This window comes from Kitasatospora sp. Ki12 (assembly GCF_054601375.1).
The window spans coordinates 263,057-287,989 of the sequence record NZ_BAAIHT010000003.1 but is presented as its reverse complement, the minus strand read 5'-3'; the positions used below and the strand labels follow the sequence as shown (position 1 = coordinate 287,989).

Genomic DNA, 24,933 nt, shown 5'->3' with positions numbered 1-24,933 from the left:
TTCGCCCGGCGGGGTCACGGCCCGTCGTCGCCGTCCGCACGGGTGACCCGGCTGCTTCCGCCGCAGGTAGGAGGGCTACTTCCGATGCGGGGCGTGCGCTCCTCCGTACAGGGGATGGGCGTACTGCGTCCGCAGTACGCAAACGGCCTGCACAGAGATGACGACGGAGCAGGGGGCGGCGATCAAGGATTGGTCACGCTGCGGCGGACCGCGCCCTCGGGGGCGTACGGCCCGCCCGCGGCGCGCTCCGTACCGAGAACCGCATCCGAAGGAGTCCGCTCTCCCGTGGCCACGTTCCTCTATCGTCTGGGCCGATGGGCCTTCGTCCGGCGCCGGCTGGTGACCTTGCTCTGGGTCGCCGTGCTGGCGGCCGTCGGAGTCCTGGCGGCCAAGGCGCCCGCCGCACCCGACGACGGCTTCTCGATGCCCGGCACGGAGGCGCAGAAGGCCTTCGACCTGATGAACGAGCGCTTCCCCGGCGGTCACGCCGACGGCGCCGCGGCCCGGCTGGTGTTCGTCGCGCCCTCCGGGCAGAAGATCACCGCCGCGCCCAACCAGCAGGCGGTCGAGCGGACGGTCGAGGAGCTGGCCCACGCCGACCAGGTCACCGGCGCGGTCAACCCGTTCAAGGCGGGCGCCGTCTCCAAGGACGGCACCACCGCCTACGCGACGGTGAGCTACTCCGCCAAGGCGGGCGAGCTGTCCAAGGGCGCCACCGACGCCCTGGAGCAGGCCGCCCGGCACGGCCGGGACGCCGGGCTCAAGGTCGAGGTCGGCGGCAACGCGCTGATGGCCAAGCCCGAGGCCGGCGGCAGCAGCGAGGCGATCGGCATGGCGCTGTCCGCCGTCGTCCTGGTCATCACCTTCGGCTCGCTGGTCGCGGCCGGCCTGCCGCTGCTCACGGCGGTCGTCGGCGTCGGCCTGGGCATGGCGCTGATCACCGCGCTGGGCAGCACGCTGGGCCTGTCCGGCACCACCGGCACGCTCGCCATGATGCTCGGCCTCGCCGTCGGCATCGACTACGCGGTGTTCATCGTCTCCCGCTACCGGGCCGAGCTCAGCGAGGGGCGGACACCGCAGGAGGCGGCCGGCCGGGCCGTGGGCACCGCCGGTTCCGCCGTGGTGTTCGCCGGCCTCACCGTGGTGATCGCCCTAGCCGGGCTCTCCGTGGTCGGCATCCCGATGCTGGCCAAGATGGGCCTGGCTGCCGCCGGCACGGTCGTCATAGCCGTGCTGGTCGCGCTCACCCTGGTCCCCGCGCTGCTGGGCTTCCTCGGCCGCAAGGTGCTGCCGCGCAAGGTCCGCAAGGCCCGCGGCGACGCGGACCGGGCGGCGGCGAAGGAGAACGGCGGCGCCCGCTGGGCCCGGTTCGTGCTGCGCCGCCCGCTCGCGGTGCTGCTCGGCGGTGTGATCGGCCTCGGCGTGCTCGCGGCGCCCGCGCTCGACCTGCGGCTCGGCCTGCCGGGCGACGAGGCCAAGCCCACCTCCACCACCCAGCGCCGCGCCTACGACCTGCTCTCCGAGGGCTTCGGCCCCGGCTTCAACGGCCCGCTGACGGTCCTGGTGGACGCCAAGGGCGTCGCCGACCCGAAGGCGGCGGCGGACGCGGTCGCCAAGAAGGTCGCCGGCATGTCGGGCGTGGTCACCGTGACGCCGCCGATGTTCAACAAGGCGGGCGACACGGCCCTGCTCAACGCGGTACCGGCGACCGGCCCGAGCGAGTCCGAGACCAAGGACATCGTGCACACCATCCGGGGCGACGCGGCCGGTCTGAAGTCGGCCACCGGGGCGACGGTCCTGGTCAGCGGCACCACGGCGATGAACATCGACGTGTCGCAGAAGCTCACGGACGCGCTGCTGCCCTACCTGGCGGTGGTGGTCGGCCTCGCCGTCCTGCTGCTGCTGGTGGTCTTCCGCTCCGTGCTCGTCCCGCTGAAGGCGGCGCTCGGTTTCCTGCTCTCGGTGGCCGCCGCGCTCGGCGCCGTGGTCGCGGTCTTCCAGTGGGGCTGGCTGGCCGACCTGATCGGCGTGGAGCAGACCGGCCCGGTGATGAGCATGATGCCGATCTTCATGATCGGCGTGGTCTTCGGGCTCGCCATGGACTACGAGGTGTTCCTGGTCACCCGGATCCGGGAGGCCTTCGTCCACGGCGAGCAGCCCGAGGAGGCGATCGTCACCGGCTTCCGGCACAACGCCCGGGTGGTCACCGCCGCCGCCTTCATCATGATCGCCGTCTTCGCGGGCTTCATCGGGATGGGCGAGCCGATGATCAAGATGATGGGCCTGGGCCTCGCGGCGGCCGTCGCCTTCGACGCCTTCGTCGTCCGGATGACCATCGTCCCGGCGGTCCTCGCCCTGCTCGGCCGCCACGCCTGGTGGCTGCCGCGCCGGCTCGACCGGCTGATACCGGACGTGGACGTCGAGGGCAGCAAGCTGCAGACGCCCGCCGCCGAACCGGCCCCGGCCCGGGAGTCGGTCACCGTCTAGGCCGCCGTCGTACGAACTGGTCGTACGGAGCAGTCGTACGGAGTGGTCGTACGGACACACCGGACCGGCTCGTGCAGGCACACCGGACCGGCCCGGGCGGGACAGGCCCGGGCCGGTCCGGCACCGGCAGGTTCGGACACCGGTTCGAGCCCCTACCGTTACCGTTGCTGTCGGGGGCCACCGCCCGCGCGGAGGCTCCCGACCCGGCCCGCCGCCCCCACCGGGACGCGGCGCGGCACCCACTGGCGAAGCCCGGCGAGGGTGCGGCCAGGGCCCCGACCCGGAGAGCACGACCATGACCGACACCTGGCGCCAGCGCCTGCGCCGCGACCACCCCCGGCTGCTCGACGTCGCCGGCGGGGCGACGGTGCTCACGATCACCGCCCTCGGTGCCACCATCGACCAGACCGGTGGCCACTTCACCCCGGTCGACCCGGCCACCGGCGTGATCGCGATGGTCTCCGCCGTCACCGTCCTCGCGCACCGCCGCCACCCGCGCGCGGTGGTCGCCGTCACGCTGGCCTGCACGATGCTGCTCGCCTGGACCAGCCCCCGGCTCACCGCCACCCTGGCCACCCCGCTGCTGCTCGCCCTCTACTTCCTCGCCGTCCGCACCGACCGCGCCACCGCGCTGCGCGCCTCGATCACCACCGCCGTCCTGCTCACCGGCATCGCCCTGCTGTTCGGCCCCGGCGGCCCGCTCGGCGAACGGCTCGGCGTCCTCGCCTGGGCCCTGCTGCCGGGCGCACTCGGCGACTCGATCCGCAACCGCCGCGCCCACCTCGCGGCCATCGAGGAGCGCGCCGAGCGCGCCGAACGCACCCGCGAGGAGGAGGCGCGCCGCCGGGTCGCCGACGAGCGGATCCGGATCGCCCGCGACCTGCACGACGTGGTCGCCCACCACATCGCCCTCGCCAACGCCCAAGCCGGCATCGCCGTCCACCTCATGGACAACCACCCCGTCCAGGCCCGCGAGGTGCTCAGTCACATCACCGACGCCACCGGCTCGGCCCTGCAGGAGCTGCGCGCCACCGTCGGCCTGCTGCGCCGCGCGGAGGAGCCCGCCCCGCTCGAACCCACCCCGGGCCTGGACCGGCTGCCCGAGCTGATCGGTTCCTTCGAGCGGGCCGGGCTGCCGGTCCGGCTCACCGTCCGGGGCGAGCCCCGTCCGCTGTCGCCCGGGGTCGACCTCACCGCCTTCCGGATCGTCCAGGAGTCGCTGACGAACGTCGCCAAGCACGCCCACGGCGCCGACGCCGAGGTCACCCTCGCCTACACCGAGAGCCGGGTGGCCGTCAGCGTCGCCAACGGCCGTCCGGCCGCGACCGCTCGCCCCCGCGCCGCGCTGCTGCCCGAGCCCGCCCCGGGGGAGAGCGGCTTCGGGCTGATCGGCATGCGGGAACGGGCCGGTGCGGTCGGCGGCCGGCTCAGTGCCGACCGGCGGACCGACGGCGGCTTCCTGGTGACCGCCGAGCTGCCCCTGCGCACCGGCGCCCGCGACGAGGGCCCGGCCCAGGCCGGCGCGGCCGGCGGGGCAGGGGCCGTCGGTGGGGCCGGGGCCGCCGAAACGAGGGCCGAGGGACGGGACCACGCCGTTCGCGGCACCGCCGCACCGCACTGCTTCCCCCGCGCGGTCCGGGCCGTCCGCTCCGAGGAGAGGGATCACGCATGACCATCCGGGTGCTGCTCGCCGACGACCAGGCCCTGCTGCGCGGCGCCTTCCGCATGCTGATCGACGCGGAGGAGGACATGGAGGTGGTCGGCGAGGCCGCCGACGGGCGCGAGGCCGTGGCACTCGCCCGGGCCACCAAGCCCGACATCGTCCTGATGGACATCCGGATGCCGGGTGCGGACGGCCTCGGCGCCACCGCCGAGATCTGCGGCGACGAGGAGCTGTCCGGCACCCGGGTGCTGATCCTCACCACCTTCGAGATCGACGAGTACGTGGCCCAGGCGCTGCGGGCGGGCGCCGGCGGCTTCCTCGGCAAGGGCGCCGACCCCAAGGAGCTGCTCGCGGCCGTCCGGACGGTGGCGGCCGGCGAGGCCCTGCTCTCGCCCGCCGCCACCCGGGCGGTGATCGACCAGTTCCTGTCCCAGCCGGACCGGGGCGTCACCGGCCCGGTGAGCGAGCGGTTGGCCGTCCTCACGGCCCGCGAGCGCGAGGTGATGTCGATGGCCGCGACCGGACTCACCAACGAGGAGATCGCCGAGCGGATGTTCGTCAGCCCCTTCACCGTCCGCACCCATGTGCACCGGGCGATGTCCAAGCTCGACGCCCGGGACCGCGCCCAACTCGTCGCGATCGCCTACCAGTCCGGCCTGGTCCCGCCCGGCCGCCCGTCCTGACCGGGCGGGCCGGCCGCTCGCACCCCGTTTCCATCTCCGCTTCCACCACTGCTTCCACCCCGCGCGGCGTCTTTCGGCCGAGTGTTCGTCAGATTTCCCTAGAGCGCCCGGCAGTAGGCGGCACGTCAGGCGCTTGGCGGTGGGCGGCCGTCCGAGCGGTAGCAGGGGGACGCACGGCGGATGAGCATACGCAGCGTGACGATCGCAGCGGTCAGGGAGACACCGGTCCGGCCGCAGAGCGGCGAGCACGGGCTGCAACTGGCGGCAGTGCCTGCGGGTGTTCAGGGCGTCGTGGCAGACGGTCCTCGCGGCCCGGGCATGGGTGTGTCCGGGCAACGGCTCTGCCCTGTATTCGATTCGCGACAGAGCTGAAGATCGCACGGACCCCAGGGATCACGATGTGGCGCTGGAGACCGGCTCTGACACGCGGTTGCGGTCCAGGAGCGTCGGAAAGGTGCCGACGGCGTCGACGGCGATGGCGAGTTCGGCGATGACTTTGGGGTCGTCGAGCGGGCCGCGCAGGTACTCCTCCAGGCGGTGCATGCGGTAGCGCACGGTGTTCTGGTGGCAGTAGAGCGTGCGGCTCGCTTCGGCCGCCGATCCGTGGGCGTCGAGCCAGGCGCGGGCGGTGGTGAGGAGGGTGGTGCGGTCGCTCTCGGGCAGGGACAGTACTCCGCCGAGGATGCGGTTGACGGCGCGTCGGGTCGTCTCCAGGTTGGTCATCACCATCTCGGTCAGCGGTGTGTCGTCGAGCCGGCGCACCGCCGCGGTGCCCGCGGGCAGGGATTCGAGCGCGACCTGGGCGTAGCGCAGTGCGCGGGGTGTCTGGTCGAGTCGGTCGTAGGCGGGGCTGACTCCCACCCGCCCGTTTGTGGTGGCCCGGACGGCTTCGAGGATGTGCGGGACGGCGTCCCGGTTGGGGCAGGAGAGCACGCCCATCTCGTGGCCGGGTTGTGCGCGCCATGCTGTTCCGGTGTCGAGGGCCCGGCACTTGGCGTCCAGTCCGGGCAGGGGTGGGGTGCCGGTCGCCTGGGTCTCGGCTGTCACGACGAGGAAGGTTCCGCGATAGGGGAAGTCGAGCATGTGGGCGATCTCCCAGACGGTTTCGTCGCCCGGTGGGGGCCCGTCGACGAGTGCTGCTACCAGGGCCGAGCGGCGCCGGTCTGTCTCGACCAGGCGCTCGGCGAGGGCGTCCCGGTAGGAGGCGGTCAGGGCCTGGGAGTACGCGTCCGACACCTCCCAGTAGCCGGTGGCGGCGTGCAGGAGCGCGGCCTGGGCCTGCGGGCCGGACCGCAGGGCCTCGGCGAGCAGTTGTTCCCAGGTGTAGATGAAGCCGAGTCGGTAGGCGCGCAGCACCTCGGGCAGCGGCACTTCCTGGGTGGCCCGGAGTCGGCCGGTCGCCGTCGGCCCGGAGAGGTCGATCGCTTCGTGGGAGCCGGTGAGGTAGGCGAGGGTGAAGGCGGTGTTGTGCCGTAGCGACCTGCGCAGGTCTTCCGGCGGCACGGTCCGGTAGTGCTCGATCTCGGCCAGGAGCCGTTCGGCCATGGCCGACACGTGCGTGTCGAGCCTGGCGAGGAAGGCATCCGAGATGTCGGCCACGCTCGGCCCTGGGACTGCCTGGTGCACGCCTACTCCTGTTTTCGCTGATCCGGTACTGGCCTCTTTACGCGGGGCGGGCCTCCCCTTGGGCGGTCCGTGGGGAGTGAGTCTGGCGCACGATCCGGCCGCTGTGCGACGTCTTCGCCGGGGCGTCACGCTTCAGGGAAGGTCTCGGCTCCCGGTTGACTGAGGGTCATGCCGCTGGTCGTGCGGCCTGGTTGTCGCGGGCGACAGCGACCGACGGGGGAACACTGTCGGTGTCCACATGGGCTCTGACGGTTGCGACGCGTGAGGATCGTCCCCATCGAGACAAGCGGTCCTCCTCAGGTACGGGGGCCCGCGTGCGCAGGTGCGCGACCCCAGTCTCGCGTCGATGTCTGTGTGCCAGGAGAACCAATTGAGCAACCTCGCGACCAACCTCAAGGACGCAGCCGGGCAGTACCCGCAGCGTCCGGCGATCCGCGCCGACGCGGACGTGCTGACCTACGCCGACCTGGACGAACTCAGCGCGCGGGTCGCCGGCGGGCTGCTCGCCCACGGCGTGCGGCCCGGCGAACGGGTGGGACTCGTGCTGCCCGCCGTCGCGGCCTTCCCGGTGCTCTACTACGGTGTCCTGCGGATCGGCGCGGTGGTCGTCACGGTCGACCCGGTACTCGGCTTCCGCACGGTCCGCCGTCGCCTTCGCGAGTCCGGAGTACGGCTGGTCTTCGCCTCGCACGACCCCACGGACCGGCCGACGCCAGACGCCAGCCCCGTGTGGGTTCCCACCGGGCCGGACATCCTGGACCAACTCGCTTTCTGGCCCCAGCACTTCAACATCGCCCAAAAGGCAGACGAGGACATCGCCGTCGTGCACCATCCTGCGGGCGCGAGCGGCTCCTCGATGCCCACCAAGCTGACCCACGGCGCGATGCGTGCGGACGCCTTCACCGCGGCGATCGAGCTGCTCGACCTGGCACCGGGCGTCACCCTCGTCAGCGCCCTGCCGATGAGCCACCCCGCCGGGCAGAGCTGTGGGCTCAACGCGACGGTCCTCGCCGGGGCGTGCCTGACCCTGCTGCCGGGCGCGGCGCACCCGACAGCCGCCCCAAGGTCCGTAGAGCGGGAGCCCGCCATCGGGGAGCACCGGCAGGCCCCGCTCCTCGGCGGTGACCGGGGCCTGCGGGGCACCTCCCACGGCGTACTCGCCGCCGACGGCAGGACGCAACCTGCTTCCCGGCACAGTCTCGTCGCCCACGCGAAAGCGCGTGTGGGGGACGCCGGGCACCGGTACACCGTCACGGCGCTCGGGCGACGGCCGTGACCCACCAGGACCCCACCCGTGTGCCGGCCCAGCGGTCCGTGAGCGTGTCGTGCATCGTGCCGGTCCCGCTGGAGGTGGTCGGCAGCGATCTCACCGTCCTCGTCCCGGGCTTCCTGTGGTACGACGTCGGCGAGCCGTACGCCGTCCATCTGGACATCTACACCGGCCACAGTGAACCGATCACCTGGTTCTTCGCCCGCGACCTCCTGCGCACCGGCCTTCGCGAGCCCGCCGGCCACGGCGATGTAACCATCCGTACCGACAGCCGCGAGCGGCCCGGCCACGTCCTGATCACCCTCACCGGCGAGCACTCGACGGCCCTGATGCGCGCCCGGGCGTCCGACATCGAGTACTTCCTGCGACAGACCGACGACCTCGTCCTACCCGGGACCGAGCACGAACACCTCGACCTGGACACTGTCGTCGGTCAGCTCCTGGGCCGTCCGGCCCCGTGACCCCCCGACCGAAGCACGAGAAGGAAACCCACTCGCGTGAGCATCGTCCCGCTCGACCCCGCTTCCCCCGCTTCGCACGCCGTGGGCATCGACTTCGACCAAACACTGGTCTTCCCTGTCAAGTCAGCGTGTTGAGACGGGTGCCAGTTACAGGTGTGCGACATCCCGCGAGTTCTCTTGAGCCCTGCTGAGTGACCGAGGCCGTGGCCAGGTGGTGGCTCGGCTGGGGGCTGACTCGTTGATCTGGTCATGGACATGGACCACGTGCACCCGAGTCCGATCCGGCGGCCGACGACCTGCCCCTGCGGCCCAAGCCCGCGCGGATCGTGCGGTCCGAAGGTCTGCTCACCGCCGAGGAGATCGACCTGCGCGAGCGTCTGGTCGCCCAGCGCGCCCAGCTGACCGCCACCGACCGTGCGGCTGAACCCAAGATCATCCCTTTGCGTCAACGGCTGTACCGCTACTTCTCAGGACCGGGGTGATGTCTTTACGCCACCGTATTGATTCCCGGCCATTCTGCCGAAAGTTACCGCTTCGTGACGCTGTGTCCTGCAACGCTCTGGCCAGGCAGGCAGGGTGCCGGCCAGTGAGGAGACGCCATGTCCGACACCACGCCTAACGCCAAGGGACCGGCCCCGATCCAGGGCAAGCCCGTAACGACCGAGCCGACGCTTGTCCCGGCATCCGAGGTCAAGCCCGAGGACCTCGGGTCGCTGAGCCTGCGCTACGTGGACGGTCAGCCCCAGCTCGTTGTCAGCGGGGGGACGTTCATCCCGGCAGGGCTAACGGTGGTGAATGATTCCGGCACTCCTGTAGCGGCGTACGCGGCGAGCCCCCTAACCGCCGACGCGACCAACGCCAATCCGCAGATCAGCACGCGGCACTGGGCCAGTGTGCACGAGCAGCTCGTCTTCACCGATCGGTAGGGCGCCTTCAACTGCAATGTGCAGTAGGCAAGCCGGGGTACCGGGTGTGAGCGGCGCCCCCGGACACGACGGCGCCACGAAGATCACCTGGACCCCCGGCACGTCCTGACCGTCCTGTCGGACACCCGAGGCGGCGCCGGTCTTCTGGCCGGCGCCGCCTCGCCAGCACGGAGACTGCCGGTGGCCCCGCGCACGGGCAGGGCAGCATCATGAGCCGGCGCGCACCGGAGTCTGGCTCCTCGGGGTGCTCGCTACGAGGGTGTCCGCCGTCTGAGCAGGACGATGTCGGGGTCGTCGGTCGCCAGCTGGTCACGGAGCCGCTGGTTCTCCAGCGTGAGCTGGTTGACGACACGGACCAGGGCCGGGACGTCGGCGCGGAGCTGGCCGAGTTCCTTGTTCTTCGCAGCGATCGTCTTCTTCAGTTTGGCGGCGGTGGCCCGCAGTCGGGCTTCGGTGTCCGGGACGGCGCCGCGCTGCTGGACGTGGTTGTAGAACTCGTTGCGCAGATCGGGGTGGCGCTGGGTCAGGGCGTTGCGGGGGACTCCGGCTTCCTGGGCGAGGGCCACGATCGTGAGCGCGCCGTTGGAGTGCTGCGGGGTGCCGGCCAGGATGCGCTGCATGGCGGCGCGGATGCGGTCGCGCTCGTCGAGGGCGGGGGTCATCGTGGTGAGGTCTCCGGCTCGGTGAGGCGGGTGCGGTCGTGTTCGTCGGCCCAGGACCGGAGTCGGGCGGCGTTGGCTCGAAGCCGTTCGGCGACGGGCTCGGGAGTGTGGTGGGCCTGCTGGTGGAGCTGGTCGGCGCGCGCCCGCAGTTGGTCGGCGTGGCGGTCGGTGCGCACGGTGTTCCCGCAGCCGGGTACGCACCGGTCCAGGGTGGGGACCTCCCGGGCGCCTTCGCGGGCGCACAGGGCGGTGTCGCTGCGGTAGAGGCATAGGAGGAGGGCGTGCGGGTTGTCGTAGAGGACGGTGCCGTCGCGTCCGAGGAAGGTGCGGGCGAAGCGGGCGGTGATGCGGCGGCCTTCGAACCGCGGGGTGTTGGCGGCTTGGAGGAGGGCCCGTCGGGCTGCCGGGCCGGACACGCCGCCGCCGCCGGCGAAGTGCTCGCGTAGGTCGGCGGCGGTTTCGGCGACGCCGAGGGCGGTCTCGATGTCGATGACGCTGTGGATCCCGCCTCGGGCGCGGGTGCCGTAGCGGCCGGAGGTCTCGGTGTCGAGGGCGGTGCGCAGGTGCCCGTACTGGATGGCCAGGGCGACCAGGCCGCCGGGTCTGCGGGCGATGTGCCAGGCGAGGGTGCGGCGGAAGCGGGCGAGCCCGACTTTGCCGGCCGGGTCGGGTGGGATGGTCTCTTGCGGGAGCCCGTGTCGTGCGGCTTCGGCGTTGCACCAGGTGATGAAGTCTTCGACGCGCACTCGCATGCTGTGCTGCTTGAGGGCGCCGGTGCCGGAGCGCTTGCACGCGAAGTCGTGGACGTTGCGGTCGAAGAGAAGGGCTCCGGCGGGGGCGATCTGCTCCAGTACGCGGATCGCGCGGACGACGGGCGGGATCGCGACCCAGGGCACGGTGCGCTCCAGGCCGGCGGCGACGTGGTTGCCGTCGTCGTCGACGGCGGACTTGAAGTGCGTGCTGGTGATCAGATGGGTTTCGGGCTCGGCTGCCTCGTCGCCGGCGGGCTCTTCGGATTCGTCGTTGCCCTCGGGGTCGGCCACGCGGATGAGGTGCCGTGCCGGGGCGCCGCCGGGGCGTTCGCCCGGATCGGGGCAGCACCCGGAGCGCAGCGCGAGCACTACTGGCGGGAGGGGGTTATTCCGACCATGCACTATTCCCTCGCGAAGGGCTGTCCCGTTTAAGCAGGTGAGGTGGAGCTGGCGGTCGCGGTACGGTCCCTTGGTGGAGCTCTTGAACTCCGCCTGCCCGCTGCACGGACCCGGCATCGACCCCTCGTCTTTGGTCGGCAGTCGGCTCGTCGAGGTACTGGCGTCCTGGCACAGATACGACGGGCGCCCCGGCGATGCCCCAGTCGAGATGTGGCTGATCGACGATCGGGGCAGGTCCACCAACATCGCCAGCAGCACCGACTGGTGCCTCATGGTCGATTCCTCCCGGCCCGATGACGGCGTAGACATGGGCGACTGGGGCAGGATCGACGTCCTGCCCATACGTGACGAGACACCGCTGGCGCCCCACCTCGGCGAAGTTCTGCTCGGCGTCCGGCAGGAGTGGGAGCCCGAAACAGGGCGCGTGGCGCTTGAGCTGGACTTCCCATCGGGAAGCGTCCGCTGCGAGAGCTGGAGCGGTGACCTCCGTGTCCTGACCGTGGACCGGCCCGCGGGCCCGATAACGCCAATGCCGTGATCTTGGAGCGGCTGGTGCAATCACGGCGTCGGAGCCATCCTGGATAGCCCCGTCGCCCACAACACCGTCGGTTCGTCCGAGTCCGGCTCGGCGTGCCGGTGGCTGCCACCGCTCAGCGGGGAGTCGGCACCACCACGGCGCCCCGCTCCAGGCCGTCTGCTCCCAAGGAGATGGTCAGCCGTGTCCTGGGCACAGTCGTCGGGTGCTCCGATCGCCGTGAGCGCGGCGTTCACGCGTGCTGGCGCCTCCGGCGGCAACTCGTCGTCGGCGAGCAACGGCAGCAGGAGCAGGAGTCGGGCCGCGGTGTCATGCACGCCGACGGCGGTCAGGTCGGGCGTCTCGGCGATGTGCATGATGTCGCGCCAGGACAAGCCCGGTCCGTACCAGTCGCCGTCAAAGCTGGCCAGCTCCTCTGCCCGAGGCCAGCCTGCTCGGGTCAGCAGGTAGTCGATCCCGAAGTCACCAACGAGATTCCGATACACGACGACGGTGCTGTGACCGCCTTCGAACGGGATGCGGAACGCCGGCCAGGCCTGGTCGTCCAGAAGAACCTCGGCCAGGGCGTCGGTGTCCGCGCCATCGTCACCGAACCACTCGGGTGTCGGTCGGACCTCACCCGAGACGGTCCGGCACATGGCCAGAAGATGATTGGACCAGAACCCGGCGTGTTCAAGCAGCCACTCACTCTCGACCAACGGCCCGAAGTCGTATCCCTTGATCAGCACGGACCAGAGTCTCAGGTCCCACCGACGTTCCCTCGCGCCCGGCCCGTCCGCTGTAGCGGGACAGCCCTTCAGTACTGAAACAGGTCTTCTCTACCGGAAGTGGCCCGGGCAGAGCACAAGCCAACAGCTCATGTCAACGAAGGCGAACGGTTCGCCCGCATGGCAGTCGTGGAAGCACGGGCGCGGGTGCTCGCCGCACTCCGCGGGTGGCGCGTCGACGCCTGATGAGCGCCTGACCCGCCAGACGCTGATCACCGCCTCCAGCAACCCGCAAGTTGGGGCAGTCACCGGAAGTGACGCCGTCGGCTGACAGCTGGCCGACTCCTCCCCTGTGGCCCTGGCCGATGAGGCGATAGCCTGAATTAAGCCTCTGGCACCAGTCACCAGGGAGGCCAGCATGAACCGGGCAGTGATCGTAGGGATTGATACCTATCCCGAGTCACCCCTATATGGGTGCGTGAACGACGCGAACGATATGGCCGCATGCCTTTCGCTGGAACAGTACGATTTTGACTGCAATGTGCTATTGAATAGCCAAGCAACCCGTGCAAAGATTCTGCAGGCCATGTCAGAGATTGCATATAGCGAAGATGGGGGAGATACGCTTCTCTTCTATTTTGCAGGCCATGGCGAAGTGCTCGGACAGGCCGGCCACCTCGTCACCTTTGATGCGGAGCCATTCGACCCCGGCATATCCTTGAGCCACCTGGCTCAAATCATGGAATCCGCAAGCCATGGCTTTAATCACGTAATTAGCATTCTAGACTGCTGCTACGCCGGCGCCGCGTTCGGATGGGTGAACAGCAGGCCGTTGCAACCCGGGGACATCGAGCGCGAAGTAACGACAGTCAACGAAAGCCGCTGCATCCTTGCAGCTTGCCGCCCCGAAGAGGAAGCGCAGGAATCAGACGGAAACGGTGCCTTTACTCAAGCGCTAACCGATGCCTTACTCGGTGCGGCCGTTAATTGGGATGGCAATATAACACTACTTGGAATTTACGAGTACGTCTCCGAAGTGATCCCTCCGGAGATTCAAACCCCAGTATTTAAAGGCGACATCGCGGGAACCGTAGTAGTTGGCACGGGATTTTCACCACGCCAAGGCAAGCAGATTGACAGGGGGGACCTCTCTCAAACGCTCTCAAAAGCCCACCATCTGGTTGACCAGTACCACCACCTGCAACTGAGAGAGCTCTCAGAGCGAACTGTCCGATTGCGACAGGGGGCCAAAACATGCTCTACCGAACTAGAGGACGTGGTGCGCTGGTTTAACGATACCGAGAAGGCCCTTCCAGACATTCGTCGCGCACAGGGATGGATGGATCTCACTTCACGTGTACGTGAGCACAGAAAGAACTTGGCCGACCTTAGCGTAGGCGAAGAAACCCGCTATGGGCGCGTATTGAAGGAACTTGGCGACGGCGGCTACGGAAGGGTTTGGGAACTCGAAGGGCAGGATAACAAGCATTACGCGATCAAGGTTTTTCACGGCAATGAGCTAGGCGATGAAATTAAAGTTCAGCGATTTGCCAATGGCTACAATGCCATGCGCAAGTTGGAGCACCCGAGAATAGTGCGCGTGCACGCCATTATGGACGCACCGTTTGGCTTCATTATGGATGCCATTCCCGGGAAGAACCTCCGGACGGCAATCGACCGCAGCAACCCGGAGCTAATACTGCGCCTAATGATTGACATCTGCGAAACCGTGCAGTATGCACACTCTCAAGGGGTCAAGCATCGCGATATCAAGCCAGAGAACATCATTTTGGTCTATGGCGAGGACGGCCACCTGATCCCCTACCTGACCGATTTTGATCTCGCCTACCACGAAACGAACAGGACTGTGACCATGGTCGGCATGGGAGTTGGTGGTGTAATAAATTATGCCGCCCCTGAACAGTTCTATGAGCCGAACAGCAAGAACGCCAGAAGCGAGACGGTTGATGTCTTCAGTCTCGCGCAGTTGCTCTACTTCCTCTGTACTGGCCGCGATCCGAGCGGCGAGAACTTTGACAGAAACGTTCGCGTGCTAAAGCAAGAGCTTGGAAGCTGGGTTGATGATCGAGCTGCGAGTGCCCTTATCGACGTGTACACGAGCTCGACATCCAAGTCACCCTCCGACCGCCCACAGAGCGTTCTGGAATTGACCACTCCAATCAGAAAGGCAGAGTCTATCGTTCAGATCGCAAGCGGCACGGATCTAATCCCTGAGGACGACCTCTGTCGTCGCATAGGGTCTCTCTATGCAGGTTACGAGCAATATACAGCCACCGACGGCGAGTGCCGAATGGCCAGCCTGTCTGGGCAAATGGAAATTATCGTTCGTCTCAACAACGTCTCGTCATCAAAGTCCGCTTCCCTTGAAATCGAGATCGCGGTTACAGACAAGATCCCAATCCCGTCCCAGAAGTCCGGCAAGTCCGCCAGAGAAACCATCAACACCCGACTTGACAAAGTATTCGCAAAGGATGCCAACGTTATCCGGCATTCGGGAAATAAGGGCGCCTACCAGGTCTTTCTCGCCGTTGATAAAGTTTCGCTCGATGTGCACGGAATAACCGAGGTTGCGGAGATACTTAGCAAGGCGGTATCGGGCATTGAACAGTGGTGATCGGATCCACGGCAGCAATAAGCAAGGTGGCGACGTCTGACGCACTAGTCAACGCGAGCCGCGAGGCAGCCGGCCCGGTCGCGTCGGGTGGTTCCCTCCGGCGTGAAGGTGAAGCCGTCCGTGAACAAGGTGCCACCGTCCCGGAATGCCCAGAGGGCAGGTTCGGCGTGGACGGAAGCCGACGATGAGCTTGGCTCAGGGGCGAAGCTGTTCCAGAGGTGGAAGCAGAGCAGGGTGTCGTCGCGTTGGTCGGTCGCGTAGGCCAGCGTCTTGGGGTAGTTGGGGTTGTTTCCTCCGAAGAGGACCGAGGGCGGCCCGAACGCCGTGACGACGTCGCTGAGAAGACGGTCCTCTCGGCACCAGGTCTCGCTGACGCGACGGATCTCGTAGTGCTCGGCCGAGGTGAGGGTCCGGTCGAGTTGCAGCCATCCCTGGCGGTGTGCGATCTCGGCGTAGACCGAGGCCACGGCGCCCTCGTGTGCATCACCCCAGAGATCTTGAAAGGCTCCGCGCACGCCGGTAGAGGAGGATCCTCGGCGGGTTTGCAGGTCCTTCAGTTCCTGCTGCCACTCCTGCTCGGTGGCGTCCGCGAACGCCACCGCGTCGAGGTAGAGCCTGATCGCGGTCTCACCGCCGTACATTCCCGGGCGGCGCAGGGCGCCGTTCAGGTGCATGACCAGGTAGTCGAGCACTTCTTGGGCTGTGCGCCCGTCGTTGCGTCCGGTCGGGTCGGTCATCGTCTGCCTTCCTGTTGGTCCTCGGCGCGTGCTGCGAGGTACTCGGCCCAGTCGCGTCGGGCGTAGGTGACCCAGCGGATCGCGGTGTGGCGGTGCATGCCGGTCAGGTCGGCGAGGATGGGGCTGGGGAGGTCGGCGGCGAGCGCGGCGAGGGCGGAGTTGCGGGCCGCGCGGACCGAGATTCCGTGGCGGTTGAGCTTCTGCGTCATGGCATGGGTCGAGATGGGCTTCCCTGGGACCAGGCCCGGGAACAGCAGCCGGGGGCCCGGGGTGGCCTGGGCGAACAGGGATCGTGAGCCGGGCAGGGGCGCTTCCGCCAGCTGATTCAGCAGACCGGCCCGTCGCGGGGGCAGCAGCACGGGGTGACGGCCGAGCATCAGGTGGGAGTGCTTGCCGCCGTGCTGCAGGTGGTCGGGCGTCAGATGGCAGAGCCGCTCCGCGGACGGACCGAAGAGAAGCGTGATCGCGCCGGCTGCGCGGACGTCCAGAGGCAGGGCGTCGTCGGTCAGGCATCGCTGGAGGAGGCTCCAGCGGTCGTCCTCATCGAGCAGGGCCTGCGGCTCCTGCTGCGGGATCGAGGGGACGGTGAGGTTGCGGGTGAGTCGGCGGCTCGCAGTCCAGTTCAGGAAGTGGCGGATCAAGTAGCGCCGTTGGCTCGCGCCGCCAGTAACCCAGTCATCGACGTGCTCCTGGGTGAGGTCTTCGAGTGCGAGTTGCTGCTGGTCGAGCCAGGCCAGCAGTTCCAGGGCCACGCTGACGCGCCGTCTGAGATCGCGGTCGGCGGAGGCCGGGTAACGGCGGACGGCGGCGCGTTGGCGTGCGCGTCGGAGTAAGAACCAGTGCAGGAAGGGGCGGGCGAGGTTGGCGTGGGCCGCCGGCTTGACGGCCAGTTCATGCTCCAGCCAACCGGGGATCCGTTCGATGTCCTCGTTGCGGGCGCCCAAGACGCCGGTGTGCACGAGGAGTTGCCGGATGTAGCGCTGGTTCCGACTGGGCGGCAGCTCGTCGAGCAGCTCATGGCTGAGCGGGCGGTCCTCGGTGACGAGGCGGGCGAGGAGCTTGCTGTTCGGGCTCTCGCGGATCCACTGGATCGCCTGGAAGGGCGCCGGAGCGGCAGCCAGCGCCGTCGCGAGCGGCTGCAACTGCTCGGGGACCACGCCGTCGGCCCCGGCGAGCAGGAGGTTGACCCGCTCGGCGAGAACGCAGAACGCGCACCGGCCCCGGCTGTGCGGGTTGCCGGCCCGGCCGCACTGGCGGCAGGTGTAATCGGCGGCGAAGCCGACGCAGGGGCCGCAGACGCCGGTGCCGTCGGTGTCCCGCGCGATGAGCGGCTGGACCGTGCCACAGCGTGAGCACTCGGCCGGCGACCGAAGGACGGTGTTGTAGCAGGTCATGCAGACCGGCCCGATCGGCCACCGCGTGTTGACCGGCTTGGTCCGGCCGCAGCGGGCGCATGGCTCGCCCTGTCGGTTGCGCCGGTAGCAGTTGCCGCAGACGGGCTGGCCCTGGAGCTTGCTGCTGCAGGGCCGGATCCGACCGCAGGCGGAGCAGGTCACCTCGGGGCCGCGGTAGCAGCCGTCACACAGGTCGGGCTCACCGTCGTGCGCGTTGCGTGCGATGCGCTTGACCTGTCCGCACCGGCCGCAGGGCCGTCGTGGGCGACGGTGGCGGTTGTAGCAGAGGTGGCAGAGAGCGCCGTCGGCGTCGACCAGCGCCGCGACCGCGGTCTTGCCGCAGGTCACGCAGGTGTGAGTGGGGCGCTTCCAACACCTCACGCACAGGCCCCGGCCGTCTGCTCGGCGGACGACCGGGTTCTGGTGCTCGCCGCACCCGGCGCACTCCTCCAGGCGGGCGGGGTCCTTGTGGTAGCAGGCCGTGCAGATGCCGCCCTCGGGCCGGCGGGCGGAGATCCGCATGCCCTCGCGGTGGCAGCGCGCGCAGGTGGCGCGGCGACTGTTGGCGTCACAGGTCGCGCAGAGCCGTCCCTCGGGCCGGAGCTGGCGAAGGTCGGTCCGCACCGTGCCGCAGTGCGCGCAGCCGGGGCGGACCACCGGATGGCCGCCCTCGTGCAGCACCTGGGTCAGCCGCAGCAGGACCGGCGGGCAGAGCGAACTCCCGGAGCTCAGGGCAGCGGGATGGCCGGCCAGGTGTTCGGCGAGCTCTTCCAGGTAGCGGGCCGCCCCGCGGACGGGGATCGGCACCGCGGCCACCAGTGCGGCTGCGGCCTCCTCGGCATCGAGGCCGGGCAGGGCAGCGGTGAGCATGGTGGTGACGGCGGCGACGGCGGCCTCCAGCCGCGCGGCCTGGGCGGCGAGGCGGGCGACGACCGACGGCGCGGTCGGCGAGGGCGCGGTCACAGGCCCTCCGGGCGCCGGATGGAGGTCCGACGCACGGCCGGCAGCGGACCGGGAGTCTCGCCGCCACCGGTCTTGCGGACTTCCTGGTTGACGACCTGAACCTCGATCAAGTCGTTCGGCTGGCAGGCGAGGATGTCGCACAGCGCCGCCAGGACATCCATCGACAGCCGCTGCGGAGGCTGGGTGACCAGCCGGAAGACCTGCTCGCGAGAGAGCGTGATGCCCCGCTCGGCCAGCAGCGGTACCAGGTCGGTGGTCTGGAACATCTCCCGGTCGGCCATGAGCTTGCGCAGGTTCCAGCGGTAACCCATCTTCTTGATCACTTGGGGTCCTCCCAGATGCCGGGGTAGCGATGGGTCAACTTCCGCTGCAGCAGCCGGTTGCGATACTCGTCCGAGACGCCGGTATAGATGGCCGTGGTGCTGGCGTAGCCGTGTCCGGCCTGGTCCTGGACAAACCGCTCCGGGTAGTCGAACTCGACGAGATGCGTGATGTACGAGTGTCTCAGGCAGTGCAATTTCAGCTCTTCTGGCAGGTCAGCGGCCTTCCGTGCGGCGTCGAAGGCTTCGTTCGCCGACCGGCGGGACAGGCGCCCACTGCGTTCGGTGACCCAGATCGCCGGGTGCTTCCCGGCGCCGAACCGGGGGCGGACCTCGGTCAGGTAGTGGTCCAGGACGTCGACGATCCAGTCCATCTCCGGGACCGTGAAGATGGTGCGGCGCTTGGGCGGGCTGCCCTTCGAGGACTTCCCGTACCGGACGAAGATCGCCCCGTGGCGCCCATACTGCGGTGCCTTCGGGTTGCGCCGCAGGTCGGCGACATCGAGATGCACGCTCTCCCGACGGCGCATGCCGTAGGCGTAGTAGCTCTTGAGCAGGGCGGAGTCCCGCATCGCGGCCAACGCGCCCTTGCGGCCCCGCTTCCGGATCTCCTCGACCCGACCGTCGGCGGCGTCGAACAGGGCCTGGATCTCGTCATAGGTCAGCGGGCGGCGACTCGGGTCGCCCTCGTACTCGCTGACGTGGGTGACGGTGTTCCACTAGTGCAGGATCTGCACCGGCACCTGGCCGAAGCGCTCCTGGCAGACGTTCATCCAGCCGTAGCGCGCATCGGTGATGTACTCGCAGAACAGCCGAAGGTGGTTCTGGTAGCCGCGGCCGCTCGACACCGTGAACGTCGGCGTCTTCGCCCGCAGGTGGTCGATGAACGCCTCGACCTCGGCCGGCTGCCACTGCCACGGGTACTGGTTGGTGAACTCGGCGAACCGGCGGACCAGCGACAGCCTCGGCTTGATGGTTGAGTCCCAGTTCAGGAAGCGGCTCCGCTGCTGCTTGGTCCACCCCTCCAGCATCGCCTCGAACACCGCCGGCTCGGGGTCCAGGTACGAGACCCCGTCCACGAGCATCAGGTGGGCTGCCCCCGCCAGATCAGCCGCTCTAGCCACTCCAACCTCCGTTGCGTTAGATGCAACATTGTTGGGATGGCGCGTTTCGAGCGCAAGAGCCGCTGGCCGATCGGTTACCCCTCGCCTGGCGACCGCGAAGGCACCCCCGACCACCTGCGGATATGCGTGTTGCCAGCCCTGTCGAGTGTTGCATCAAACGCAATTCCGCCCTTTTCTCCTGGGGGCGCATGCTGGTCAGGTAGGCGCAGACGATGAACGCGGCGGTGCCCAGGTGCCGCATCAGCGTGATGGTCTCGGTGTAGTCCAGGTGCTCGCGCCAGGGCCGTGCGGCGATCAGGCCGGTGACGGGCGCTTGCAGCGGGCACGGGCCGGGGCGCAGAGCGACGGCGGCGGTGAGGGCGTGGGTCTTGTTCATCGCGTCGAGCTGTTTCCCAGAGGCCCCGGTGCGGGCCAGCACGTAGTCGCGTGCCAGCCGGACCGCCCCGTTCTCGGAGTTGGAGGGCAGCGGCAGCGCGTCTGCCAGCAGGGGCTCGAAGAAGGCGTGCAACGCGGCCTTGCCCTGGGGGGTGGACCGATGGGACCGCGCGATCGCCCTCAGCCGCCCGCTCTCCCGCCAGGCCGCCAGGATGTCGCCGGAGAGGTCCTCGACCATGCGGACGGCCCAGACGAGCAGCGGGCCCATGGTCTCCTCGGCCAGCGGCTCCCGCGCGTTCTCGCCGCCCAGGGCGCTGGCGGCGGGGAGGTAGTCGTCGACACCGAACTCATCCCACGGGGGCCGGGCGAATCCGGCCGGGCGGCCGCTGAGGCCGTCGAAGGCCCACAGGCGGACCAGGGCGGTGAACTGCCGGACCGCGGCGCTGCGTGATGGGCTGGTGTCCCGGAGGTGGAGGCCGTAGTCGTGCAGCACCTGCTGGTCGCACGCGCCCAGCGAGCGGACGTCCCTGCCGGCGAGCCAGAGGGCGAGGTGCTTCCAGTGGTCAATGGTCTCGTGGACAAGGGCGGGAGACAGGCGGGTACGCATCTTGACGCCGCGCTGCTTGACGAAGGTCGGTCTCAGCTCGCCGTTGATCAGCGTCCACACCACCAGGCGGAGCTCTTCGCGCAGTACGGCCGGGAACTGCCGCCAGGTCACCGAGCGCAGGCTCTCGCTCGGGTTGGCGACGAGCGGGGCCAGTGACCACACTGGGTCACCGAAGTTCGAGGCGAAGTGCGCGTGGTCGGCGGCGACCAGGTGCGCCGGGACGACCGGCGTCGTCGGGGAGGGCAAGGGGAGGCGGAAGCGGTCGATCGCGGGTGCGGTGGTCACGGGTCGAGGTCTCCGGAGAGCAGGTGGCTGATGAGGGTCCGGTCCGCTTCGGTGACGTCGGCCAAGGCTGTGCGCCAGGCCGGGCCGCCGATCTGGTGGCGGAGGTCTTCGAGACGGGCGTGGGCGTCGTTCCACCCTTCGGCCCAGACGGCGGCCGGCAGGACCGGGCGGGCGTTGTCGAGCGCCTGGTGAAGGTGCGCCAGCCGCGGATGTTGGCCGGGGTGGATGCGCGCGTTGCGGCAACCCAGGCAGAGCAGGAACGAGGCGCCGCAGCCGCCGTCCGCCGTCGGGGACGGCCCGTGCTGAGGCTCGTGGCAGCTCGCGAGCACGGTGTGCCGGTCGTCCGGGTCGTGTGCTTCGCGCAGTTCGGCCGCCAGTTCCACGCTCTGGCGGGCCCGGGCGAGAGCGTCGTGGGCGCCCGCCGCGATGACGGGGACGGCGGCGTCCTGCACCTGCTTGTCGGGCAGCACGTAGGCCCGGTCGTGAGTGTCCTGGGAGTGTTGGGCCGGCTCCCGGCGCTCGATCGCGATGACGGTGCGCCGTCCGCGCTTGAACGGCGAGCCGCCGACCCCGGCGGCCTTGGCCCAGTGCTGGGCGGACTCGGTCGTCACACCGAACCGGATCGGCCCGATCGCCTGCGGCCGGTCACGGTCCGAGCTCGTACGTCGGTGGTGCTGGGGCCGCCACGCCACGAAGTGGTCCGTGCCGGGCGACAGGCGCTCGGCCAGGTCACGGGCGAACCGCGTCGCCGACAGCGCTTCGGTGATGAGACGCCCGGCGGTACCGGCTCCGAGATCGGTGAGGCTCTCGGTCTCGAACCACCGCCCGCCGCCTCGGCGCCGCTTCTCCAGCGGCACCAGGTAGGTCGCACGCCCATCGTCTTCACCGTCATCGGGTGCGGCCCGCGGGGCCGGCGCCCGGTCGATCACCGACAGGTTCCAGCCGAAGTCGACCATCAGCAGCACACCCAGCGCGGCCGCCTCCAGCCGGGACAGGTACAGGCGCTGCCACGTGGCCAAGGGAGAGGTGCCACCAAGAGCACGGCGGTAGCGGTGCGGAAGCGTGAGCTTCCCGCCCGGGCACAGCACCACCGGGGGGAAGCCCGTTCGAGCAAGGGCGTCGAGCGCCTCCCCGGCCAGCCACTCGGCGCCTCCGGGGGCGATCGCCCCGCAGCGCCAGCGCTCCAGAAGGCGGGCGTTCTCCTCGATCCGCAGCAGAGCGGCCCGGAAGGTCCGGCGCGCCGCGGTCTTGACCCGCTGGAACTCCTGGCCGCTGTAGGACCCCTCGCCTTGAGCCCGGAGAACACCGACGCGCCGTGCCAGCTCCTCCGCGACGGGGCCCGACTGGAGGCGCTCGTCGCGGCGCAGCAGCGCCGCTACGTCCCGCCAGCGGTGCCGGCCACTCGTGGTCGACTTCAACGAGTCCCACCAGGCCCTGACCACCTGCGCGTCCAGGCCGTCGACGTCCTCGGGCGGATGCTGGTGGTCGAGGACGTACGTGACGAAGGCGTTCAGGTGCCTCCAGGCGGCCCGGGAACTCTGGTGGCTGGTCCAGTTGCGGCCGCACGGGACGGCGAACAGGCGGGCCAGAGAGCGCTGCATCGGCTCGCCGACCGGCAGGAGGGAGAAGTCGTACTCCCGCACGAAGCCCTGCGCGTTGCGGTGCCGCACCACCAGGCCACCAGCATCCAGCGGGTTCGGGCGTGAGGGCTGCTGTCCGGCGTCCGGCAGGGACGCCTTGCGGCCGCGGCCGCTCACCAGACCACCCCATCGGGTGACAGCCTGGCGTCGATGTCCACGATGCCTTCAGCCTCCTGGGCGACACGGGCGAACACGTCGTCCACGCCCGGCGCCGGCATGTCCAGCGGCGCGGAGACGACGGCGAGCAGCGACGCCAGCTGAAGGTGCCGCACGGGTGCCAGATAGATGTTCACCGTCGTCTCCCGCGAGGCGTGGCCGAGCAACCCCTGCACCATGAACCACGGATCGCCGTACAGCAGACGGAAGTCCCGCCGCTCCGCCGCGGTCAGGCCGTAGCGGCGGTCCATCAGCTCGTTCAGCACCACGAGCATGTAGAGGGCGAACGAGTGCCGTGCGGGGTGCGGCGAGGCCGTCGGCCAGTACACCTTGTGAGGGTCCGAGCGAAGGTGCCGAGGTGGCGCGAGGGCCTCCTCGCACCGCCGGTTGGCTTCGGCGAACACCCCGTTCCAGGAGTGCGGCCGCAGCGGCAGACCCTCCTCGGTCAGCCACAGCCACAACGGCTCCGGACCCCCGGGCCCTTCGGTGAACAGCAGTATCCGCTCCTGCCAGGTGAACTTGCCGAGCTCCCGCTCACCGCAGGTCCCGTCCCGCTCCACCCACCGCACCCTCGGCTTCAGCCCGGACACCACCTCGGTCACCAGGCGCATCCCCGCCAGGCGGTCGTACCGGCCAGCTCGCTGGGCCCCGGCGACCGACCAGGCGCGGGAGGACTCGACGTAGGTCTCCACGTCGCCGACCGCCCCGGCCGAGACGTAGAAGGTGCGCGACGCCTTGGAGCGCGTCACCTTGGCGGCCACCCGGCCGTGGGCGTACAGCGCCCCCGCGGGCGGCACGTCCGGAACCTCAAAGGTCAACAGCGACCCGGCCTCCTGGCGGCGCAGCCCCGACGACGTCACCGTCCGCACGAACGCCACGTTCCGGTCCTCCAGACGGCCCGCCCAGCCGAATCGCTGTCGGCCGTCCCGGTCGAGCCCGCGCAGTCCGACATCCGCCCACAACCGCCACGTCCGGGGAGTCAGCCACCGCACGTTCGACGCCCGGGCGTCCTTCGCCCGGGCCACCGGAACCTCCGCCACGGCTCCGTCCCGGCCCACCACCTCGCGCATCTCCACCGGGTTGGAGGCGATCCAGCCGGCGCGCTTCGCCCACCGGTAGAGCGCCGTGAACGCCGCCAGCTCGCGGTTCCACTTGGACCCGCCGATCTGACCGGGGTTCTCCGGTGCCTCCTGCCGCCAGAACTCGTAGTCGTTCAGGTCCTGGCCCGTCGCCTGGACCCACGACTTGCCACGCCCCCAGAGAAAGGTCAGCAACAATGCAATGTCGGTCGCGTAGTTCCTCTTGGTCTCCACCTCGTAGAAGCGAAACACCCTCGACTGCACGTAGCGGCTCAGCAGCGGGTCGACCTGGTAGTCCGGCGACAGGAAGATCGGATCTCCAGGACGGACACCGCTCGACGCCTCGCGTTCCCCGAGGCACTCCCAACCGCGCAGCAGGCCCGGCCGGACACCGGCCGCCGTGCTGCCCTCAGGCACCCAGAACACCTTCCAGTCTGCCAACGAAGCACCCCTTCGGATCGCGTTCAACAAGCGCATCCAATAGGGAAATCCACGCCCATGACAGGGGCTGGCAGGACGGCCGGATCTACGGCGCCCCGATCCCCGGAGCCATCGCATCTCTGCACGCACTCGCCGCCGTCCGCTCGGTGTTCGTCGTTACCGCCCGCCACCCCCGCTTCCACCCTGCCGTCGCCGCCTGGCTCACCCACCACTGCGGGCTGGAAGCCATCGTCGACAACGATCCCGAAAGGGCCTACTGGCTCGTTGTCCCTGCTTAGTTGCAGTGTCTCTTTACGTTCTCTTGGTAGCGCTGAGCTGCCCGTTTGCGCGTTGCAGTGAGTCGAGTCGGCTGGGTAGCGTCCCCACCCCATGGAACAAGTGATCTTCTCCTCCAAGGGGTGGGAGACATGGGGCCTGGAGTTCAGGCCAACGATCCCCGAGGGGATGCCGCTGGTCGTCGATGAGGATCTCCTCTTCGACGACGATGCCGGGTTGCGCCCCTCGGCCGTGATCAACCGGTGGGCCTGCGAGCTGCCCGTCAACGGCTGCCCGGCCGCGAAGTCCTGGCCGTACTACGTGCGCACCGTGCGGGAGTGGACGGACTTCGCGGCCGGCCTCGGGGTCGGGCTGTTCGACGGCCGGCAGCAGTTGAAGGCCGCGTTGAGCGCGTACGCGGTCCACCGGTCGTCCGGCCCGCTGGAAGCGCGGTTCGAGGCGTCGACGTGGAACCAGAGCGTCAGCATCCTGTCCGGTTTCTACCGGTGGGCGGTGGACGAGGGGTGTGCCACGGCGGAGCCGTTCACCTACCGGCAGGCCATGACCTTCTTCTCGGGGGTGCCGCAGCAGGTCAGGGTGAACCTGGCCCGGCGGCGGCAGCCGAAGGAGCATGTGACGGTCAAGTACCTCGCGGACGACTTCTCGGAGCTGTCCCTGCTGGGGCTGGCCGGGCTGGACCGGGCCGGCGGCCCGCTGTTCAAGGGCCGGGAGCTGGCGCGCAACACGGCGG

The 24,933-nt window shown here is 69.6% G+C and carries 20 protein-coding genes and 2 pseudogenes; 10 read left to right on the top strand and 12 right to left on the bottom strand.

The annotated features are described in order from the left end of the window. Positions 1 to 285 precede the first annotated feature (285 nt). From ACYP53_RS32040 to ACYP53_RS32030, 3 genes are all read left to right on the top strand, one after another. Positions 286 to 2,487, top strand: coding sequence for an MMPL family transporter (locus ACYP53_RS32040; protein ID WP_189921808.1), 2,202 nt, complete (start codon positions 286 to 288; stop codon positions 2,485 to 2,487). A 295-nt stretch (positions 2,488 to 2,782) separates the two neighbouring features. Continuing rightward, on the top strand, positions 2,783 to 4,159 hold the full coding sequence (locus ACYP53_RS32035) for a sensor histidine kinase (RefSeq protein WP_459650021.1): 1,377 nt from the start codon (positions 2,783 to 2,785) through the stop codon (positions 4,157 to 4,159). Beyond that, entirely contained in the window at positions 4,156 to 4,833 is a 678-nt protein-coding gene (locus ACYP53_RS32030) for a response regulator transcription factor (RefSeq protein WP_189921804.1), read from the top strand. The genes ACYP53_RS32035 and ACYP53_RS32030 overlap by 4 nt, the downstream gene beginning before the upstream one ends. A 393-nt stretch (positions 4,834 to 5,226) precedes the next feature. Here ACYP53_RS32030 and ACYP53_RS32025 read toward each other — a convergent pair whose 3' ends face one another. Further along, complete coding sequence (locus ACYP53_RS32025) at positions 5,227 to 6,459, bottom strand: PucR family transcriptional regulator (RefSeq protein ID WP_229928986.1); 1,233 nt, start codon at positions 6,457 to 6,459, stop codon at positions 5,227 to 5,229. 370 nt (positions 6,460 to 6,829) lie between these two features. On the opposite strand from ACYP53_RS32025, the gene ACYP53_RS32020 reads away from it, so the two are divergent. From ACYP53_RS32020 to ACYP53_RS32005, 4 genes are all read left to right on the top strand, one after another. Beyond that, positions 6,830 to 7,735, top strand: coding sequence for an AMP-binding protein (locus ACYP53_RS32020; RefSeq protein WP_189921802.1), 906 nt, complete (start codon positions 6,830 to 6,832; stop codon positions 7,733 to 7,735). Positions 7,736 to 7,791: 56 nt separating this feature from the next. Then, entirely contained in the window at positions 7,792 to 8,190 is a 399-nt protein-coding gene (locus ACYP53_RS32015; RefSeq protein WP_459650020.1) for an SsgA family sporulation/cell division regulator, read from the top strand. A 326-nt stretch (positions 8,191 to 8,516) separates the two neighbouring features. Continuing rightward, entirely contained in the window at positions 8,517 to 8,672 is a 156-nt protein-coding gene (locus tag ACYP53_RS32010) for a hypothetical protein (protein ID WP_459650019.1), read from the top strand. Positions 8,673 to 8,789: 117 nt separating this feature from the next. After that, positions 8,790 to 9,116, top strand: coding sequence for a hypothetical protein (locus ACYP53_RS32005; RefSeq protein WP_459650018.1), 327 nt, complete (start codon positions 8,790 to 8,792; stop codon positions 9,114 to 9,116). A 251-nt stretch (positions 9,117 to 9,367) separates the two neighbouring features. Here ACYP53_RS32005 and ACYP53_RS32000 read toward each other — a convergent pair whose 3' ends face one another. Together ACYP53_RS32000 and ACYP53_RS31995 are read right to left on the bottom strand one after the other, a co-directional pair. Beyond that, positions 9,368 to 9,778, bottom strand: coding sequence for a hypothetical protein (locus ACYP53_RS32000; RefSeq protein WP_459650017.1), 411 nt, complete (start codon positions 9,776 to 9,778; stop codon positions 9,368 to 9,370). Beyond that, the gene (locus ACYP53_RS31995) at positions 9,775 to 10,821 is read right to left on the bottom strand and encodes a hypothetical protein (protein ID WP_459650016.1); all 1,047 of its coding nucleotides are present in this window, start codon (positions 10,819 to 10,821) and stop codon (positions 9,775 to 9,777) included. The genes ACYP53_RS32000 and ACYP53_RS31995 overlap by 4 nt, the downstream gene beginning before the upstream one ends. Positions 10,822 to 11,002: 181 nt before the next feature. Between ACYP53_RS31995 and ACYP53_RS31990 the strand changes: the two genes are divergently transcribed. Then, the gene (locus ACYP53_RS31990) at positions 11,003 to 11,467 is read left to right on the top strand and encodes a hypothetical protein (RefSeq protein ID WP_459650015.1); all 465 of its coding nucleotides are present in this window, start codon (positions 11,003 to 11,005) and stop codon (positions 11,465 to 11,467) included. 20 nt (positions 11,468 to 11,487) lie between these two features. On the opposite strand, the gene ACYP53_RS31985 is transcribed toward ACYP53_RS31990, so the two are convergent. Next, positions 11,488 to 12,192, bottom strand: coding sequence for a hypothetical protein (locus ACYP53_RS31985; RefSeq protein WP_459650014.1), 705 nt, complete (start codon positions 12,190 to 12,192; stop codon positions 11,488 to 11,490). 67 nt (positions 12,193 to 12,259) lie between these two features. Here ACYP53_RS31985 and ACYP53_RS31980 point away from each other — a divergent pair. Further along, positions 12,260 to 12,417 (top strand): annotated as a pseudogene (locus tag ACYP53_RS31980) (glycosyltransferase family 2 protein); the annotation flags it as partial. A gap of 172 nt (positions 12,418 to 12,589) precedes the next feature. Further along, the gene (locus ACYP53_RS31975) at positions 12,590 to 14,806 is read left to right on the top strand and encodes a protein kinase domain-containing protein (protein ID WP_459650013.1); all 2,217 of its coding nucleotides are present in this window, start codon (positions 12,590 to 12,592) and stop codon (positions 14,804 to 14,806) included. A gap of 44 nt (positions 14,807 to 14,850) precedes the next feature. Here the strand turns inward: ACYP53_RS31975 and ACYP53_RS31970 are convergent, their stop codons facing one another. From ACYP53_RS31970 to ACYP53_RS31935, 8 genes and pseudogenes are all read right to left on the bottom strand, one after another. Further along, the gene (locus tag ACYP53_RS31970; protein WP_459650012.1) at positions 14,851 to 15,543 is read right to left on the bottom strand and encodes a hypothetical protein; all 693 of its coding nucleotides are present in this window, start codon (positions 15,541 to 15,543) and stop codon (positions 14,851 to 14,853) included. Then, on the bottom strand, positions 15,540 to 17,900 hold the full coding sequence (locus ACYP53_RS31965; protein ID WP_459650011.1) for an XRE family transcriptional regulator: 2,361 nt from the start codon (positions 17,898 to 17,900) through the stop codon (positions 15,540 to 15,542). The genes ACYP53_RS31970 and ACYP53_RS31965 overlap by 4 nt, the downstream gene beginning before the upstream one ends. Continuing rightward, positions 17,897 to 18,223, bottom strand: a complete 327-nt coding sequence (locus ACYP53_RS31960) for a helix-turn-helix domain-containing protein (protein WP_459650010.1) — start codon at positions 18,221 to 18,223, stop codon at positions 17,897 to 17,899. The genes ACYP53_RS31965 and ACYP53_RS31960 overlap by 4 nt, the downstream gene beginning before the upstream one ends. Beyond that, a pseudogene (locus tag ACYP53_RS31955) lies at positions 18,220 to 19,305 on the bottom strand (tyrosine-type recombinase/integrase). The gene ACYP53_RS31960 and the pseudogene ACYP53_RS31955 overlap by 4 nt, the downstream one beginning before the upstream one ends. Positions 19,306 to 19,360: 55 nt before the next feature. After that, positions 19,361 to 20,611, bottom strand: a complete 1,251-nt coding sequence (locus ACYP53_RS31950) for a hypothetical protein (RefSeq protein ID WP_459650009.1) — start codon at positions 20,609 to 20,611, stop codon at positions 19,361 to 19,363. After that, complete coding sequence (locus tag ACYP53_RS31945) at positions 20,608 to 22,368, bottom strand: hypothetical protein (protein ID WP_459650008.1); 1,761 nt, start codon at positions 22,366 to 22,368, stop codon at positions 20,608 to 20,610. The genes ACYP53_RS31950 and ACYP53_RS31945 overlap by 4 nt, the downstream gene beginning before the upstream one ends. Then, positions 22,365 to 23,927 carry a site-specific integrase gene (locus ACYP53_RS31940; protein ID WP_459650007.1) on the bottom strand — a complete coding sequence of 521 codons (1,563 nt, stop codon included), beginning with the start codon at positions 23,925 to 23,927 and terminating at the stop codon, positions 22,365 to 22,367. The genes ACYP53_RS31945 and ACYP53_RS31940 overlap by 4 nt, the downstream gene beginning before the upstream one ends. Before the next feature lie 572 nt (positions 23,928 to 24,499). Then, a complete protein-coding gene (locus ACYP53_RS31935) occupies positions 24,500 to 24,670 on the bottom strand; it encodes a hypothetical protein (protein ID WP_459650006.1) in 171 nt (56 codons plus the stop codon). Positions 24,671 to 24,933 lie beyond the last annotated feature (263 nt).

Bases quoted from the DNA above. Each gene is read 5' to 3' on its own strand.
- ACYP53_RS32035 (WP_459650021.1), top strand. From the start codon at position 2,783: ATGACCGACACCTGGCGCCAGCGCCTGCGCCGCGACCACCCCCGGCTG.
- ACYP53_RS32030 (WP_189921804.1), top strand. From the start codon at position 4,156: ATGACCATCCGGGTGCTGCTCGCCGACGACCAGGCCCTGCTGCGCGGC.
- ACYP53_RS32005 (WP_459650018.1), top strand. From the start codon at position 8,790: ATGTCCGACACCACGCCTAACGCCAAGGGACCGGCCCCGATCCAGGGC.
- ACYP53_RS32000 (WP_459650017.1), bottom strand. From the start codon at position 9,778: ATGACCCCCGCCCTCGACGAGCGCGACCGCATCCGCGCCGCCATGCAG.
- ACYP53_RS31975 (WP_459650013.1), top strand. From the start codon at position 12,590: ATGAACCGGGCAGTGATCGTAGGGATTGATACCTATCCCGAGTCACCC.
- ACYP53_RS31970 (WP_459650012.1), bottom strand. From the start codon at position 15,543: ATGACCGACCCGACCGGACGCAACGACGGGCGCACAGCCCAAGAAGTG.
- ACYP53_RS31935 (WP_459650006.1), bottom strand. From the start codon at position 24,670: ATGCTGACGCTCTGGTTCCACGTCGACGCCTCGAACCGCGCTTCCAGC.